We start from the raw sequence: 17431 nt of genomic DNA on the forward strand, positions 1-17431 counted from the left end.
GAAGTTACCTTATTGAACATTAAAAAACACACCATGATAGTCATCGTTTCACTTGTTCTCGCTTTATTGGTCGGGAATATTTTAATACAAAGAAGAGACTAAAGGGCTAGACCCGGAGAGAGAGAATGAGAATGAGAGCGAGAATGATGATTTAAATCTCTCATTCTGTTTCTGTTTCTCATTCTGTTAATTATCCTCCGAAAGGAACTTTTAATGTTTCGTTATTCTTTCTTAGATAATAGCGCAGGATAGTTCTTACATCCTTATCTTCCGGATGTAGATCGATAAATCGAAGCCAATTTCGGTGAGCTTGTTTTATCGTGTAATATGGAACAAATCCAAATCCGCGATAAGAGCCATTCTCAATCCAAACGACGCTTTTCTCGCGTTTATCCCGACCGTTTTCTACAATGAAAAAATTATCATCGTCAAAGGTCAAAAGGTTGATCAATTCTTTTACACGCGAATTGTATGATTCAGGAGTTTCAGCACCAACGCAAGCGCCGTGACATTTTCTTACCTGATAACCAAAACAACTTCCGCTGCTTTTTTCCAGACTGGATAACTTTTGACATAATTGATGCTTTTCAACCAAACCGAAAATGTATTCGTTAGCTTCCCGTTTAGTGGTAAAAGTTGTAATCGGAGCATTGGATGTCTTACTTATTTTATCGACGTACAATTGGATATATCCACCTTGGTCTTCAAAGTCAAACAATCCGTAAGCAAAGGAGGTTTTTCTAAGAGCGCGGTTGTATAAAGGCTTATGTACTTTGATCAGTTCCGATTCAAAAAGCAATGCGATCAGTTCGGAGCCCGTCAATTCGAATTCAATTCGAGCAATTTCCTCCCTCATGACCGAACCTTTGAGTGTTTTGGAATTCTTCAAATGTTGTTCGATCCGTTTTCGAATGTGTTTGCTCTTTCCAATATAGATCAACTGGTTGGTATCGTTGTAAAACTTGTAGACACCCGGTTTGTTTGGAATCTCTTCCAAAATCTCCAAATCCAGATTGGGATGCAAGATTTTAGGGTTCACATCCTCCTGAATGAACGTTTGCAATCCTTTTGAGTCTGTTTTATGCAAAAGAGTGAATAGATGCGCTGTGGCTTCCGCATCGCCTTTTGCACGATGTCTGTCCACTAAATCAATGCCAAGTGCTTTGGTGAGCTTCCCAAGACTATAGGATTCATGATCCGGAATGACATAGCGCGAAGCTCTGACAGTGCACAAATGTGCTTTACGGTAGTCGTAACCCAATAATTTGAACTCGTGCCGAATGATTCCATAGTCGAATCCGACATTGTGAGCAACAAAAATGCAATCTTCCGTGAATTCGATGATCTGTTTTGCGATTTCGTAGAATTTTGGGGCTTCTGCGACCATTCGGTCATGAATTCCTGTTAATCTTGAAATGAACTCAGGAATAGGCATTTCCGGATTAACGAGCGTGGAAAATGAATCAATGATTTGGATCCCGTCATGCTTATATATAGCTATTTCAGTAATCTTTGATGATTTTGTGGACCCTCCGGTTGTTTCAATATCTACAATTGCATAATTCACTGCACAAATTTACGGATTTTTTGGAGCTTGATTTGTCAATTGATTGTCACATTGGGAGAAATTAGCAGAAGTCAGCGATAATTCCTTAAATTTGTTGAAAATTGTATCAAAATGGCAAATAAGAGATTAATCAAAAAACAATTGAACGGGATGATCATCGACGTTCTAGATGAGTGTTTTTCAATCCAATTGTATAACGACTCTAAAACAGACGCTACAGAGAAATTAATTGAAGAAGCATTGAGTTTTGGGGATGATGTTTTGACTAAGATTCATGAGGCTAAATCAAAGAAAGATTTCCCTGTTATTCGTCAGATGATGGAAGATAAAGGAGTTTATTTCATTGAGGAATTGAACGGATTGCAATAAAACAGATCTATAAAAAGAAACAAGAAGGGGTGCGATTAATCGCACCCCTTCTTGTTTATATCAAATTTTTCCTCATCCACAGATCACACGCGAAATGTCCGGAATCTCCATAAGGATGATCGAGGTATTCAAATTCCAAATGCTCATATAAACCTACTGCAATATGCAATTCCGGAAGTGTTTCCAAATAAAGTTCGCCATAGCCTTCCGAAATTGCCGCATGAATGGATTGCTCCATTAATTGTTTCCCTAAACCGATTCCACGATGACTTTTTGAAACGTATAATTTGACTAGTTCAACACATTCTTCGGGTAAACCGGTAGTTGGATAAATTCCGCATCCTCCAACAACTACTCCATTATCTTTCGCAATGAAATAATGTGCTTTCGGAGTTTGAAAAAGCAGGTAAAGATCATCTGTGGTAGGGTCAGTAAAGACAGTTCCCGGTTTATTTGCTCCAAATTCGGTGAGTACTTCACGAATCAACACTGCGATTGCCTGATTATCTTCCGGCTGTATTTTTTCAATAGAGATCATGCCCGAAAATAGCGTTTTAAATTCAGCAGGGGCTTTTCGAAATACCGGTAAGATAGAATGGACAACAGACTATTGGCAAATAGTAGAACAATAAAATAGCAGATAAATCCACCGATTTGTTGGCTCCACTCGAAGGATTCGAAGGTTTTGCAGAGATAATAAATGAGAAGGCAGTGAAATAAATAAAATCCGTAAGTCAATTTCCCGGCTCGTTCAAAATAGGGAATACGATCTGCTTTGAAGAAGGAGTGTTTGGATTTCAATTGTTCAATAAGGATGAAGGCAAAAAAGACTCCTGAGATCAATCGTTCCAAAGCAATGAATCTTCCGGGAAGCAGTCTGTTAGCTGAAAACAGAAACAAGATTCCACCCAGATAGATGAGTATGATCTGCCATTTTTTGAGATCTTCAATGACCTTGATCGTAGGTTTTTGGAAAACCCAGGTTGCTAATAAACCACCAATAGCCATATCCGAAATCACGCTCAATGTGTGATAATAGAGGAAACTTGAATTGGATGCATAATAGAGTCTGAAAGCGAAGGAACTTAGGACTACGATCAAAAAGAACAGTTGGAAGGAACGAATGGTTTTCCACTGGAAGAAACCAATCACCAATGCCCAACCGATATAAAATTGTTCTTCAATACTCACGCTCCAGGTTGCAGTAAGAAAATTCAGGGAATCCCTGCTGCCATGGATGATCTCATCAAAGTTTGAAAGGAATAAGCTATAGCGCCAGAATTCATGAACCGTTTGAATTCCGAATGGAAGGTATGGGAATACAAAAAATCCGAATAGGACAATGACGAAATAAAGTGGCCAAAGTCTCAGGATCCGACGAATCAAAAAGAATCCCACATGAATTTTTCCGCTCTCTCTTAATTCTTTCAGAAGCAAATAAGTAATTAGAAATCCGCTCAGTACAAAAAAGAGGTTCACTCCATAATGTCCGATAGAGGTGAGTTTACGAATGACAATAAAAGGAGTAGACTCGAAAAAATCTCCCCAAACTTCCCGGTTAATTGTGAATGCATGAAAAATAAAAACCATGAAAGCACCGATGAACCGTAATCCATTCAGGTTTTCAAAGTGAATTTTTTCTCTTTGCATGTTTTTGCTCTCGGTTTCTACTTATTTGGTAAGTTGTCCAAATGTACTCATTTCGATTTTTCTGTTTCACATTGAGTCAAACCTTTGTTGAATCGGGGCTTCAAAACCGGGACTTTTTTTAACTTTGCATCAAATTTTTATCTACATGGCATTCGACGTAGCAATTATTGGTGGTGGAATCATAGGTGCGGCAACACTTTATAAAATGCAGAAACGTTACCCGGATCTGGCAATTGTTTTGATTGAAAAAGAAGCAAAATTGGCTGATCACCAAACGGGGAATAATTCTGGAGTTATTCATAGTGGGTTGTACTATAAACCAGGTTCTTTAAAGGCTAAAAATTGTGTTTCAGGTCGACATGAACTGGTTGCTTTTGCTAAGGAACACCACATTGCTCACGATGTTTGTGGAAAGGTGGTTGTTGCGGTGGATGCATCTGAATTGTCCAATATGGATAAGATTTTCCAGAATGGTTTAGCCAATAATACCGAAGGAATCGAAATGATTGATGCTAAGCGTGTAAAGGAAATCGAACCTTATGTGGAGAGTATCGGAGGTATTTGGGTTCCGTGTACTGGTATTATTGATTTCCGCGGAGCTACAGAGAAAATGGCTGAAATAGCGCTTTCCATGCAGCCAAAAAGTGCGATGAAATTGAATCATGAAGTTATTGGAATCGAGCGTTCGTCTGAAAAGACACTAATTGCTACCAACAAAGGAAATATCGAAGCAAAATTCCTGATTTTCTGTGGAGGACTTCAAGCGGATCGTTTGGCGAAAAAAGATGGAGTGAAACTGAAAGAGAAAGTAGTTGGTTTCAGAGGGGATTATTACGAATTGACCGAAGAAGCAAAACACAAAGTGAAGAATTTGATCTATCCGGTTCCAAATCCGGATTTCCCATTCTTGGGAGTTCACTTCACCCGCATGACAAATGGAGAAATTGAATGTGGTCCGAATGCTGTTTTTACCTTTAAGCGCGAAGGATACGGCAAAACGGACTTTTCTTTTAAAGATACCTTTGATGCCTTAACTTATAAAGGAACTTGGAAACTGTTTTTCAATAACATGAAGTTTGGTATTGATGAATACCGCAGAGCATTTTCTAAACGATTATTCTTAAAGACACTGCAACGTATTGTCCCAAGTTTGACTATGGAGGATATCCATCCGGGCAGGGCAGGAGTTAGAGCTCTTTTATTAGCTGAAGATGGAGATACACGAGACGATTTCCGTTTTGAATTCCACGAGAATTCCATTCATGTTTTAAATGCACCTTCTCCGGCTGCAACTGCTTCCTTAGCGATCGGTGGTCAGATTGTGGATGAAGCAGAGAAGCATTTTGGATTGAAGTAATCAATTTTTAATCGATTAAATCTTTGTAGAACATATAGTTCTCCTCTTTGAGAGTTATATGATATTCATGGCTGGCATATTCTAGATTTACTAGGTCAGCTTCTTTTAATGTTCTGATATGATTGTGAACAGTGGATACGCTCATATTTAAAATTCTACACATATCTGTATTTCTGAATGATTTGTATTCTCGAAGTAATCTTAATATTTTAGCTCTTGCCGGATGTGATAATGCTCTTCCGAATTGTGACATATTGATTTCTTCAGGTGAATAGTAGTTGTCTTTTCTTGCTCCCATAACTATGGATTTGAATAAAAAAAATTGGTTCCTTCTTATTTAATTTAGTTAAAAAGTTCATTTAGGGCAATAGCAATTTTGTTAAATTTCGATTGTTCGAAATAGAGACATTCAGATATTTGAACATCGCAATATCGCGATGTTCAAATGAGCAATATTAAGATCTTGTGGAATAACTAGCATTATTTTTGCTGAATTTTTACAATTCCCAAAGAAATAATCCCTAAATGAATTCACCTGATTAATTCCTTAACAAAGAACCTTTGTCATAATATCTTAATTACCTAAAGTTTTTGGAATAATAATTCCCCTTTTTCTTGTTTAAGAACTAAATTATTCTATATTTGTTATAGCTCCTCTCAAGGACAAACTGAAATCTTTATAGTCCATTTCTAATAGGACTGGTTTAACGAAATCCTAATATTCGACTGAAATAGTAGAATTGTAACCGACCGTTGCGTTTTGATAAAATAGGCAGACTGTTTAGTCAAAAAAGAAGTCTTTAAAACAGATGACTTGACTAAAATTTTTTTGGAGGGTTATTATAATACACACATCTATTAATTACAATTTGTCTACTAAATAGACCAATGCTACTAACTGTTAGATTATGAAAAGGAATCTGTTCAAATGGACAAAAAGTATTGCTGCATGCGTACTTTTTAGTTCGACAGCGTTTTCACAGGAGGAGCATCTGCTCATTACTACTCCGCAAGTTAAAATATCCTATGTGCGTGGGTCCTGTGACGTTGAAACCGGAAAACAAGCTTATCAATTTGCTTTTTTAAAAATTGAAAATCTCACCAATTCCAATCTACATGCTGGCTTTAACATCGTAGTTCAATACGACGAAGGATGTGCCGGATGCAATGGCAGTGATGAGAGCCTCTACTACTTAAGTTTGACACCTAATCAGGTTTTTACAGCTGATTGTGGAACGGACGAAAAGTCGAAAATCTACCTTCGTAATCCGAATTTTTCCGGAGCATGGAACTTCCGGGAATTACGAATTGAAAATTTGGTCGTTGAATAAAAGATAAGGCGCTCGCCAATCAATATTCTTCTTAGGATCTATTAATATTTACTGAACTACTATGAAAGCAACATTACTTTTAATGTGCTTGCTCGGTGTGCTTACCGGGTATTCACAAACGTGCTCTGTCACAATTGCGGGTCCAAACCCACTTCAGGTTTGTCCAGGTGCTTCAATTACTTTAACCGCTACTGGAACCATAACTCAGGCAAATCAATCTTTTAATTTCAACAACAATGCACTCCCTGCCGGATGGTCAACTTCCGGAACGGCAAATTATGGAGTCTTGTGCGGGAATTCATTAGATAACACACCTTATTTCTGGGCATCAACAGCCGCTGGAACACCTCAGATTACCACTGATAATTTCGATGTCTGTTCAGGCGGTACGTTGGATTTTGATATGAGATATGCTGTACAAGGAGGAGGTGTTCCGTGTGAAGGACCAGATGAGCAAGATGAAGGTGTTTCCATTCAATATAGTATTGATGGTGGCGTTACCTGGATTGAATTTGTTTATTTCAGTCCATGGGGATTTCAACTAGGTGCCAACCCGGGTGGAAATGCATCCATTAATGGTGCAACTGCCTATACGAATTGGAGTAATTTTTCTATTCCGATTCCTGCAGCTGCAGCAACTACCAATACCATGTTCCGATGGATTCAGACCAATTCGTCGGGTGGTTGTTGTGACAACTGGGGATTGGACAATATCTTCGTTAATGCGGGACCGTGTTTAACTACAAGCATTGGATGGGATATTCCCGGTAGCAACACACCTTCTTCGAATACGATTACGATCCCTATTTATAGTGACACCGTTATTGTAGCAGGATTATACGATCCTAATGGGGTACTTTTGTGTCAATCTGCTCCTTTCACTGTAACTGTTTTTACTCCTTTCATTAATGGAGGACCGGATCAAACCATTTGTGCTGGTCAAAACGTGACTCTTGCAGGTTCCAGTGGAACAAACTTTGTTTGGGATAATGGCGTTGTAGATGGTGTGGCTTTCGGACCAACAACCACTCAAACATATACAGTAAATGGAATTGATGTGAATGGATGTGCAGCAACAGATCAGGTTTTGGTAACGGTAAATCCTTCCAATCCTTATGTCTTATCTTATCCCAATACAGCTTATTGCATGGATGCTGTCGATCCTACACCAACACTTTCAACACCTGTAACTGGAACTTATAGTGTTGCACCGGCGACTGTAACAATCAATGCGAATACCGGGGTTCTGGATTTGTCAACAAGTACAACAACGACCACTCAGCTATATACGGTTTCATTTACTCCATCTGTGCCTTGTTATCAGGTTGTGACAACTCAGGTAACGATCAATGCATTGCCAATAGTGGATGCAGGAGTCGATGCAACTGTTTGTGATGGCGATCAAATAATGATGCTTGCTACGGGAACTGCTGCAAATTATTTTTGGGGAGCTAATGTACCGAATGGAACACTGGTAACTCCGCCTCAAGGAGCAACCAATTATACAGTGACAGGAACAAGTGTGGCAGGATGTACAAATACAGATGTCAGGGTGTTAACGGTAAATCCAATGCCAACAGCAGTAATTGCAGGTACTACAACGGTATGTCTTAATGACCTGCAACCAACTGTTACATTTACCGGTGCAAATGCAACAGCTCCATACACATTCAGTTACTCTTATAACGGTGGCGCAGCCCAACAGGTAGTGTCGAATGCTGCAGGAGTTGCAACTATTCCAATACCGACAAACGTTGCAGGGTCTAATCAATATGCATTAATCAGTGTGCAGGATGCAAGTGCAACAACTTGTTTGAATCAACAACAAGGTATTGCAACGGTCGTTGTGAATGATTTACCGACAGCTTCCATAACTGGAGATATAACCATCTGCCAATATTCGAATCAACCTCAGGTCACTTTTACCGGAGGTAATACGGTCGGACCTTATACATTCACGTATTTACTGAATGGGGTTCAGCAAACGGTTACCACGCTTAATGGATCTGCTGTGGCACCTCTGATTGTGCCGACGACAGTTGTCGGTAATTTTGTTTATACCTTGGTTAGTGTTCAGGATGGCTCTTCAACTGCTTGCTCAGCCAATCAGGCAGGAACAGCAACTATCAGTGTGAATCCACTTCCAAGTGCAACAATTTTGGGAGATACCAATTTATGTTTGTATGGGAATACACCCACTGTGACTTTTCAGGGAACAAATGGAGTTTCGCCCTTTACCTTTTCATATTCCTTGAACGGTGGTGCGATTCAAACCATTGTTTCTGCATCAGGTCAGGCAACTATTCCTGTTCCGACGAACGTCCCTGGGGATTATATCTACGAATTGATTTCGGTTCAGGAAGGTTCAATTTCGATGTGCAGTAATGCAATAGGGAACGATGTATTGGTAAGGGTTTGGGATTTACCGAATGTGTCTGCCGGAAATGATTTTCCGATTTGTGACGGAGCATCAGCTACTTTATCCGGTCAGGGAGCTGTAACTTATACCTGGGATAACAATGTAATAGATGGCGTTGCTTTTGCGCCAACTACAACACTCGATTATACAGTGACAGGAACAGATGTCAACGGATGTGAAAACACCGATGTTATCCAGGTAACTGTAGTTCCGATTCCTCAAGTAGATTTTTCGGCAACGGAAGTGGCCGGTTGCTCTCCTTTGATTACAACCCTGACAAACTTGTCGACAGGGAATTTGACGAACTGTGAATGGACATTATCTGATGGGTCTCAATACAATAGTTGTGGTTCTGTAGATATGACATTAGTTGAACCAGGATGTTATGATGTAACGCTTACTGTTTCTACGCCGGAAGGATGCACAAATTCAGGTACAAAACCAGCATTTTTATGTGTGTACCCGAATCCGATTGCAGACTTTAGAATGACTCCGACAGATTTGGAAACTTCCAATACTTTCGTCAATTTCTTTAACGATTCTTATGGAGCAGTAACTTATTCATGGGATTTTTCAGATGGGTCATTTGGAAGTAGTGCAGAAAATCCAACGCATGTTTTCCCGGATGATGAAGCAGCTTACTACGAAGTATATTTAGTGGCGATAAGCAGCGAAGGTTGCAGAGATACCGCTTCGAGAACGGTTCATGTAGGAGAAGATCTGATTTATTATGTTCCGAATGCATTTTCACCTGATGGGGATGAATACAATAATGTGTTTAAACCGGTTTTGACTACAGGATTTGATGTGAACAGTTATCACCTTTCGATTTTCAACAGATGGGGAGAACTGATATTTGAATCCCTGAATTATGAAGAAGGTTGGGACGGTACTTACCACAATGAGAAACTTCTTGATGGAACTTATATCTGGAAAATTAAAGTGAAATACAAATCCTCCGATAAAAAACTGGAGTTGGATGGACATGTCTCCTTGTTGAAATAAGCTGAAATCAATAACCATGTTGAAGAATCGTCTTGATTCCGTACATACGGGATTGAGGCGATTTTTTTGCTTTTCAAATTGTTTTTCGGGATTGGGAACAAACCAAATTCCTTTTTTCAGCGTATTTTTGAGCAAAGCAAATCCAAGTATGAAAATTCTCGTTTCTCCGGCAAAATCAATCAACGAAAGCTGTCAATTCCCCTCATTCAATTATTCTCAACCAACATTTGCTAAAGAAGCAAAAGCTTTGGTTGGTAAATTAAAAAAAATGAAAGCAAAGGATATCATGGAATTGATGCACGTTTCAAAGGATATCGCTGAATTGAATGTCAATCGGAACAAATCCTGGTACCTTTCTGATCAACCTACTGACGATGTGAAACCGGCTGCATTTTTATTCACAGGGGAAGTTTACAAAGGATTGGATGCCCATTCTCTTTCAGAAAGTGAATTGGAAAAGGCCCAAAAGGATTTACGTATTTTGTCCGGAATGTACGGATTGTTGAAGCCGATGGATCTGATCCACCCCTATCGATTGGAAATGGGAACTAGATGGGAGATTAAACAGGACATAAATAGCCTTTATCAGTTTTGGGGAGATAAGTTGACAAAATCTCTTTTGAAAGAAATGGAAAAGGGTGAGGCTATCATCAACCTGGCATCAGGGGAATACAACAAAGCGATTCTTTGGAAAAAGATCAAGAATCCGGTAGTGACTCCGGTATTCAAGGAATTCAAAAATGGAGAATACAAAGTGGTGATGATTTTTGCAAAGCACGCGCGTGGTGCCATGGCAAGATATATTATTCAAAATGAGCTTACGGATGCAGAAGATTTGAAGAATTATCAGGTGGATGGCTATTCTTTTGATGAGAAGCAATCCTCCGCTTCAGAATGGGTTTTTGTGAGATAATTCTACAAATAAAACCACAACGTTTTATTTCTGTTCATTTAACACGTTATTCTTAACAATCTTCTGATGAAAACTTACTTTTGTAAAAGCTGTTTAAGCAATTTCTTTGATTAATCTTGCTTAAGTAAATTCACCCAATGGAACAAATTAGTGTTTTTGATATTTTCAAAATCGGAGTTGGTCCTTCAAGTTCACATACAATGGGACCTTGGAGAGCTGCTCAGCAATTCATCAATCTGTATAAAGAAAAACCCGGAATTAAAGAAATTAAGCGAATTCATGTGGATTTGTATGGTTCCCTGGCAAAAACGGGGAAAGGACATGGTACGGATATAGCTGTTCTTCTTGGGCTAATGGGAGAAGATCCTGTAACAATAGCCGTGAATTCGATCAACCCGAAATTCGAGAAAATTCATCAGACGAAAACACTCGAAATTTGTGGCGAACAGGTCATCACCTTTGATCCGGTAACGGATTTGATCTTTCATTTTGATCAATCTTTGCCAGGACATCCGAATGCTTTGACATTGACTGTTACCATGATGGATGGGTACGAAGAATCTCACACCTATTATTCTGTAGGTGGAGGATTTGTAGTAAAAGAAGGAGCGGAAGAAAAGAATGCTTCGAATTCGGTCGAATTGCCTTATCCGATTGAAACTGCGGCAGACTTGAAGAAATATTGCGAAGAACAGGGTGTCAGTATTTCGGAAATTGTCTTGAGAAACGAAGCAACTTGGAGAACGCAAGAAGAAACGTTTGCAGGATGTCTGGAAATTTGGAACGTCATGCGCGATTGTGTTTACAGAGGAGTAAATACAGAAGGAATACTTCCCGGAGGCTTGAATGTAAAGAGAAGAGCTTATGAAATGAGCAGACGCTTGTTGAACGGAATTGCCTGCAAAGACTCCAATGATTTTATCAAACAGATTCAGGCAACAAGCAATATCTTTCAGAATACTTTGAATTGGGTAAGTTGTTTTGCACTTTCAGTGAATGAAGAGAATGCTGCATTTGGAAGAGTGGTCACAGCTCCTACAAATGGTGCTTCCGGAGTTATTCCGGCAGTTCTGATGTATTATGTTTGTTTCGCTGGAGGAACGGATGAAAAAGACATTATCCGCTTCATGACTGTGGCTGCTGAAATCGGAAGTATCTTCAAAAAACGATCCACTATATCTGCTGCTATGGGTGGTTGTCAGGCAGAAATCGGAGTTTCTTCGGCAATGGCTGCCGCTGCATTGACTGAATGTTTGGGAGGTAGTCCGAATCAGGCGATGATGGCTGCCGAAATTGCAATGGAACATCATTTGGGGTTGACTTGTGATCCGATCGGAGGATTGGTTCAGATTCCATGCATCGAACGGAATACAATGGGGGCAATCAAAGCGATTACGGCTTGTCAATTGGCTTTGCAGGGAGATCCGGATACTGCCAAGGTTTCACTGGACGGAGTTATTAAAACCATGTGGGAAACCGCTTTGGATATGAATTCAAAATACAAAGAAACATCCGATGGTGGATTGGCTACCAATATTCCGGTGAACATTTCTGAGTGTTAAGATAAACTTCAATCAAAAGATGCTACCCAACCCTAAAATACAGATAGACATGTGTCTATTTGAGTAGCAAGGGTGCGCGATTCCTAGGGATGACTAACATTGATTAGCTATCCTGCGGTCTTAATAATTCCTTTCACAAAATTCGGTCAAGCTGCTTACTTCCAACGCAAAAATACAGATAGACATGTGTCTATTTGAGTAGCAAGGGCGGGCGGTTCCGAGGGATGACTAACATTGATTAGCTATCCTGCTGTCTTAATAATTCCTTTCACAAAATTCGGTCAAGCTGCTTACTTCCAATACAAAAATACAGATAGACATGTGTCTATTTGAGTAGCAAGGGCGGGCGGTTCCAAGGGATGACTAACATTGATTAGCTATCCTTTGGTCTTAATAATTCCTTTCACAAAATTCAGTCAAGCTGCTTACTCCCAACGCAAAAATACAGATAGACATGTGTCTATTTGAGTAGCAAGGGCGGGCGGTTCAGCAGGATTACTTACATTGATTAGCGATCCTACTTTTCGAACTAATTCCTTTCGCAAAAATTTCTTTTTAATTTTTCTTCGAAGGAAATTTGGATTTATCAATTTCTTTTAAGAATCTTTGTCCTGTAATTCTAAGCGAGAAATACAAGTAGTTTATACAGAAGAGGCGAGAGACGGACTTTTTGACCCTCTGGCAACCAACTTTAAGTGCTGACGATTCCTGTCAGTATTGGAAAACCGGTGCCAACTTCCGAGTTTGATACATAGTGTGTCAGACGAATATAAAAATTGTGTTTATGAAAAGTGCAAAATTTTCCATTCAAGATGTAAAGCCCAAACCGAGGCTCAACTCTTCTATTTCTTATTCTTTTGACCAAATGTGTTGTTGTTGCTGCTGTTGTTAATTCTTCCAGTTCAATAATTATATCCAATACATTTCATGTCAACAATTTATTCTGAAGCTGCGCTTTTGCAGCCAACGCAACAATTTTATTCTTCTCCGTCTGCATTCAACCTGGAATCCGGCAGAACATTATCCAATCTTTCATTAGCTTATCAGACTTGGGGTAAGATGAACGAAGAACAATCCAATGTAGTCTGGGTCTGTCATGCCCTTACCGGAAATCACCGGGTACAGGAATGGTGGGATGGATTATTTGGAGAAGGAAAATGCTTTGATCCGAACAAGTACTTTATCGTGGCAGTCAATGTTCCGGGAAGTGCTTATGGGTCAACCGGTCCGTTGAGTGAAGAATTGGATTCTTCTGAGCGTTTTGATGCATTTCCGGTGCTGACAATTCGGGATATGGCGGGAGCACTTGAATTAGTCCGAAAGGAGTTAAACATAGAGCGTATCCATGTTTTAATCGGTGCCTCTTTGGGAGGACAACAGGTATTGGAATGGTCGTTACAAATACCTGATAAGATAGATCACATCATTCCAATCGCAACAAACTTGAAACATTCCCCATTCGGGATTGCTTTTAACGAAGCACAAAGACTGGCAATCCAAGCTGATCCCACTTTTTATAGCAAACAAGAAAGCGGAGGAGCCGAAGGATTGAAAGCAGCACGGGCGATCGGAATGTTGAGTTACAGAACCTACGAAGGGTACTCCATAACTCAAAGTGAGGCAGACCATTCGAAGTTCGATGATTTCAAAGCAAGTTCGTATCAAAAATACCAGGGAGAAAAATTGGCTGCCCGATTCAATGCATTCAGTTATTGGTATTTGTCAAAAGCAATGGATTCACACAATGTTTTTAGGGGAAGGGATGAAAAAGTCTTGGAACGATGTCTCATGCCTGCTTTGGTGATCGGGATAGACTCTGATTTATTATTTCCGATTACAGAGCAGGAAGAAATAACCAAACAATTACCAAATGCCACGCTTGTTCGTTTGCATTCCGATTTTGGTCACGATGGATTTTTAGTCGAGACCGAAACATTGGCAAATCATATCACACAATTTTTAAAAAACAGCTAAGATGAAAAAACAACTCACAATAGGATTATTCGGTTTCGGATGTGTTGGAACAGGATTATACGAAGTATTGAACAAAACAACCTTGCTTCAGGCTTCCATCAAACACATTGTCATTAAGGATTTAAGTAAGAAACGGATTATTGACGCTTCCTACTTCAGCACGGATGCAAATCGCATTTTGAATGATTCCGAAATCAACGTAGTGGTCGAACTGATCAATGATTACGAAGCGGCATACGAAATTGTAACAAAAGCATTGAAAGCAGGAAAGCATGTGGTTTCAGCCAATAAAAAATTGATTGCGTACTATTTGGACGAACTTCTTTTCCTGGCGAAAGAAAACAATGTTTCTTTTCTATATGAAGCATCGGTTGGAGGTTCGATTCCGATTATTCGCAACCTGGAAGAGTATTACAACAACGATTCGCTTTCAAATATCAGTGGAATTGTAAACGGGACGACAAATTACATCCTGACCAAAACAGGAGAGGGTGAATCATTTGACGGAGCATTGAAAAATGCCCAGGACTTAGGTTTTGCCGAGTTGGATCCTACTTCGGATGTGGATGGTTTTGATGCGAAATACAAATTGGTGTTATTGTTGAAACATGCATTTGGTTTCTCTGCCAAACAGGATGAGGTATGGAATTATGGAATCCGTCAATTGAAGGACTGGGATGCAACCTATGCCCGGGAAAAGGGATTGAAGATTAAATTATTGGCTTTCGGGACGCGGATCAATAATCAGGTGATTGGTTTTGTAGCACCTCACATCATTCCGAATAACCACTTCGCATTTAATGTCGAAAATGAGTTTAATGCGGTGGTGGTGGAAGCCTTGTTCTCGGATAAACAATTGTTTTTAGGAAAAGGAGCCGGAAGTCATCCGACAGCGAGTGCAGTTCTTTCGGACATTTCTGCTTTGCAATTCGATTATGCCTACGAATACAAAAAATCGAAAACGGAAGAGGAGCTAGCTTTCGAGAATAATTTTTCATTGAAAGTTTATTTGAGTGCGACATCGCAAGAAAAGCTGGATGAGGTGAAATTTATGGATACACTGGAAACCTATTCGGGACAATCTCATAGTTACAAAATCGGGATCATTACCTACGAGGAAATCTGCAAATACAATTGGAATGATGCGTCGGATTATTTCCTGGCAGTCATTCCGGATAGTGTTGAGTTGACGGGTAAACATCTAAATTCGGAAGAGAAATCAGCTCATTTAATCGAAGAATTATCATGAAGTTAGACTTGAAATTAGTGGAATCACCCTTTGTTATGGAGGTGAAAAACGAATCCGGGATTACCATCAAAATGGACGCAACCGATAAAATAGGAGGAAAGAACAAAGGAATGAGGCCGATGGAAGTATTGGCAAGTTCGCTTGCTGGCTGTATGTCAATCGATATTTTACTCATTTTAAAAAAGCAACGGCAAGAAGTAACTTTTTATGAAGTGAACATCGAAGCAAACCGGAAAGATGCGGTTCCTGCGGTATTTGAAACCATCCATTTGGTATTTTCCTTCAATAAGGAAGTTGATTTGGAAAAAGCTTCAGCTGCCGTGCACTTGAGTCATGAAAAATATTGCTCGGTTTCAGCATCCTTAAATTCCGAAATAAACATTCAACTAGAAGTTAGACATCAATCATGAATAATTATAGAAACGAAACACTTGCGATCCGCATTCAGAATGAGCGCTCACAAGAAGCCGAACACAGCGTTCCATTGTATTTGACATCCAGTTACGTCTTTGATGATGCGGAACAGATGCGCGCTGCCTTTTCAGATGAAATAGAAGCAAATATTTATTCCCGCTATTCGAATCCGAATGTAGATGAATTACTGGAAAAGGTTTCCAGATTGGAATCGGGGGAAGCTGCGTGGGCTACGGCAACCGGAATGGCGGCTGTTTTCACCACTTTTGCTGCTTTGCTTCAAAGCGGAGACCACATTGTTTCTTCCAAATCTGTTTTTGGTTCCACGCATCAGTTGTTTGTGAATATCCTTCCGAAATGGGGAATTACAACCACGTATATCGATGCGATCGATTATGATGGGTACGAAAAGGCAATCCAACCGGAAACCAAAATAGTCTACATCGAAACACCTTCCAATCCGGGTTTGGATATTATCGATATCAAACGATTAGCTGCAATCTGCAAAGAAAAGAACGTTTTGTTAGTGGTCGATAATTGTTTTGCGACTCCCGTTTTGCAGCAGCCATTGAAACTAGGAGCTGATATTGTCATTCACTCTGCAACCAAATACATGGATGGTCAGGGAAGGGTTTTGGGAGGATTGATTGTTTCAACCCAGGAAATCATTGCGAAGATTCAGGGGTTTGCCCGACACAGTGGACCTGCATTATCTCCATTCAACGCATGGATTCTTTCAAAATCGTTGGAAACCTTGCATCTGAGAATGGAAAAGCACTGTTCACAAGCTTTTGAAATTGCAAGACGATTGGAGAAGAATGATCAGGTGGCATGGGTGAAATATCCGTTTCTGGGTTCACATCCTCAACATGACATAGCGAAAGATCAAATGAAGTATGGAGGGGGAATTGTGACTTTTCAAGTGAAAGGAGGATTGGAAGCCGGACGTAAATTTTTGGATCAATTGAATTTATTTTCGCTTACTCCGAATTTGGGAGATAGCAGAAGTATAGCAACGCATCCAGCCTCTACTACTCATAGCAAATTAAAACCTGAAGAACGGGAAGCAGTAGGTATTTCCGATGGATTGGTGCGTTTGAGCATCGGTTTGGAACACGTCGAAGATATTTGGGAAGATATTGAGCAAGCACTTCGTTAATTGCAAATTAAAAGGTGACTGAGCGGAGTCGAAGTCACCTTTTGTGGCTAGATTTGTGAAATGAAGATCGAAATTATCCCTTATTCGGAGGAGTTGAAGGAATACGTGAAGATTCTCAACTATGAGTGGTTGGAGGAACATTTTTATGTAGAAGAAGGAGATGAAATCTCACTTTCTGACCCCAAAAAACACATCATTGACAAAGGTGGTTTTGTGTTTTTTGCAAAAAAGGAAGATGAAATTGTAGGAACAGTTTCTCTGATCAAAAAATCAGAATCCGTTTTTGAACTGGGAAAGATGGCAGTAACCAGATATGCTCAAGGATTCGGTATTGGAAAAATTCTACTGGAACATTGCCTGGAATTTGCAAAACAAAAACAAATTGAAAAACTCATTTTATACTCCAATACAAAATTGGAATCGGCAATACATCTTTATCGAAAATACGGGTTTGTAGAAATT

Annotated in this window: 15 protein-coding genes and 1 riboswitch; of the genes, 11 read left to right on the top strand and 4 right to left on the bottom strand. The window is 39.7% G+C overall.

The genetic code is table 11. The features are described from left to right. Positions 1-190 precede the first annotated feature (190 nt). Complete coding sequence (locus AAG807_RS20310) at positions 191-1567, bottom strand: exonuclease domain-containing protein (RefSeq protein ID WP_341908212.1); 1377 nt, start codon at positions 1565-1567, stop codon at positions 191-193. Positions 1568-1678: 111 nt separating this feature from the next. Here AAG807_RS20310 and AAG807_RS20315 point away from each other — a divergent pair, with 111 nt between their 5' ends. Beyond that, the gene (locus AAG807_RS20315) at positions 1679-1936 is read left to right on the top strand and encodes a hypothetical protein (RefSeq protein ID WP_341908214.1); all 258 of its coding nucleotides are present in this window, start codon (positions 1679-1681) and stop codon (positions 1934-1936) included. Positions 1937-1991: 55 nt separating this feature from the next. On the opposite strand, the gene AAG807_RS20320 is transcribed toward AAG807_RS20315, so the two are convergent. Both AAG807_RS20320 and AAG807_RS20325 read right to left on the bottom strand, forming a co-directional pair. After that, positions 1992-2474 carry a GNAT family N-acetyltransferase gene (locus AAG807_RS20320; RefSeq protein WP_341908216.1) on the bottom strand — a complete coding sequence of 161 codons (483 nt, stop codon included), beginning with the start codon at positions 2472-2474 and terminating at the stop codon, positions 1992-1994. After that, entirely contained in the window at positions 2471-3586 is a 1116-nt protein-coding gene (locus AAG807_RS20325; protein WP_341908218.1) for an acyltransferase, read from the bottom strand. The genes AAG807_RS20320 and AAG807_RS20325 overlap by 4 nt, the downstream gene beginning before the upstream one ends. A 145-nt stretch (positions 3587-3731) precedes the next feature. Here AAG807_RS20325 and lhgO point away from each other — a divergent pair, with 145 nt between their 5' ends. Next, complete coding sequence (lhgO, locus tag AAG807_RS20330; RefSeq protein ID WP_341908220.1) at positions 3732-4943, top strand: L-2-hydroxyglutarate oxidase; 1212 nt, start codon at positions 3732-3734, stop codon at positions 4941-4943. A gap of 7 nt (positions 4944-4950) precedes the next feature. Here lhgO and AAG807_RS20335 read toward each other — a convergent pair whose 3' ends face one another. Next, complete coding sequence (locus tag AAG807_RS20335) at positions 4951-5241, bottom strand: ArsR family transcriptional regulator (protein ID WP_341908222.1); 291 nt, start codon at positions 5239-5241, stop codon at positions 4951-4953. A 610-nt stretch (positions 5242-5851) separates the two neighbouring features. On the opposite strand from AAG807_RS20335, the gene AAG807_RS20340 reads away from it, so the two are divergent. The 9 genes from AAG807_RS20340 to AAG807_RS20380 form a co-directional block, all read left to right on the top strand. Beyond that, positions 5852-6274 carry a hypothetical protein gene (locus AAG807_RS20340; RefSeq protein ID WP_341908224.1) on the top strand — a complete coding sequence of 141 codons (423 nt, stop codon included), beginning with the start codon at positions 5852-5854 and terminating at the stop codon, positions 6272-6274. Between the two features lie 61 nt (positions 6275-6335). Next, positions 6336-9698, top strand: a complete 3363-nt coding sequence (locus AAG807_RS20345) for a gliding motility-associated C-terminal domain-containing protein (RefSeq protein WP_341908226.1) — start codon at positions 6336-6338, stop codon at positions 9696-9698. Between the two features lie 148 nt (positions 9699-9846). After that, positions 9847-10611, top strand: a complete 765-nt coding sequence (yaaA, locus tag AAG807_RS20350) for a peroxide stress protein YaaA (RefSeq protein ID WP_341908228.1) — start codon at positions 9847-9849, stop codon at positions 10609-10611. 137 nt (positions 10612-10748) lie between these two features. Then, positions 10749-12173, top strand: a complete 1425-nt coding sequence (locus tag AAG807_RS20355; protein WP_341908230.1) for an L-serine ammonia-lyase — start codon at positions 10749-10751, stop codon at positions 12171-12173. Between the two features lie 638 nt (positions 12174-12811). Beyond that, a riboswitch (SAM riboswitch) is annotated at positions 12812-12949 on the top strand. A gap of 151 nt (positions 12950-13100) precedes the next feature. Further along, on the top strand, positions 13101-14147 hold the full coding sequence (gene metX / locus AAG807_RS20360) for a homoserine O-acetyltransferase (RefSeq protein WP_341908231.1): 1047 nt from the start codon (positions 13101-13103) through the stop codon (positions 14145-14147). Between the two features lies 1 nt (position 14148). Further along, positions 14149-15396, top strand: a complete 1248-nt coding sequence (locus tag AAG807_RS20365; protein ID WP_341908233.1) for a homoserine dehydrogenase — start codon at positions 14149-14151, stop codon at positions 15394-15396. Beyond that, positions 15393-15806, top strand: a complete 414-nt coding sequence (locus AAG807_RS20370) for an OsmC family protein (protein ID WP_341908235.1) — start codon at positions 15393-15395, stop codon at positions 15804-15806. Before AAG807_RS20365 ends, AAG807_RS20370 begins: the two co-directional genes overlap by 4 nt. Further along, positions 15803-16969 (top strand): O-succinylhomoserine sulfhydrylase, encoded by a 1167-nt coding sequence (locus AAG807_RS20375; protein ID WP_341908237.1) that lies wholly within the window; start codon positions 15803-15805, stop codon positions 16967-16969. Before AAG807_RS20370 ends, AAG807_RS20375 begins: the two co-directional genes overlap by 4 nt. A gap of 60 nt (positions 16970-17029) precedes the next feature. Beyond that, positions 17030-17431: GNAT family N-acetyltransferase (locus AAG807_RS20380; protein WP_341908240.1), on the top strand; the 402-nt coding region annotated here is incomplete at its 3' end.

It is taken from the genome of Fluviicola taffensis DSM 16823, from assembly GCF_943372375.1.
Classification (GTDB): Bacteria; Bacteroidota; Bacteroidia; order Flavobacteriales_D; family Crocinitomicaceae; genus Fluviicola; species Fluviicola taffensis_A.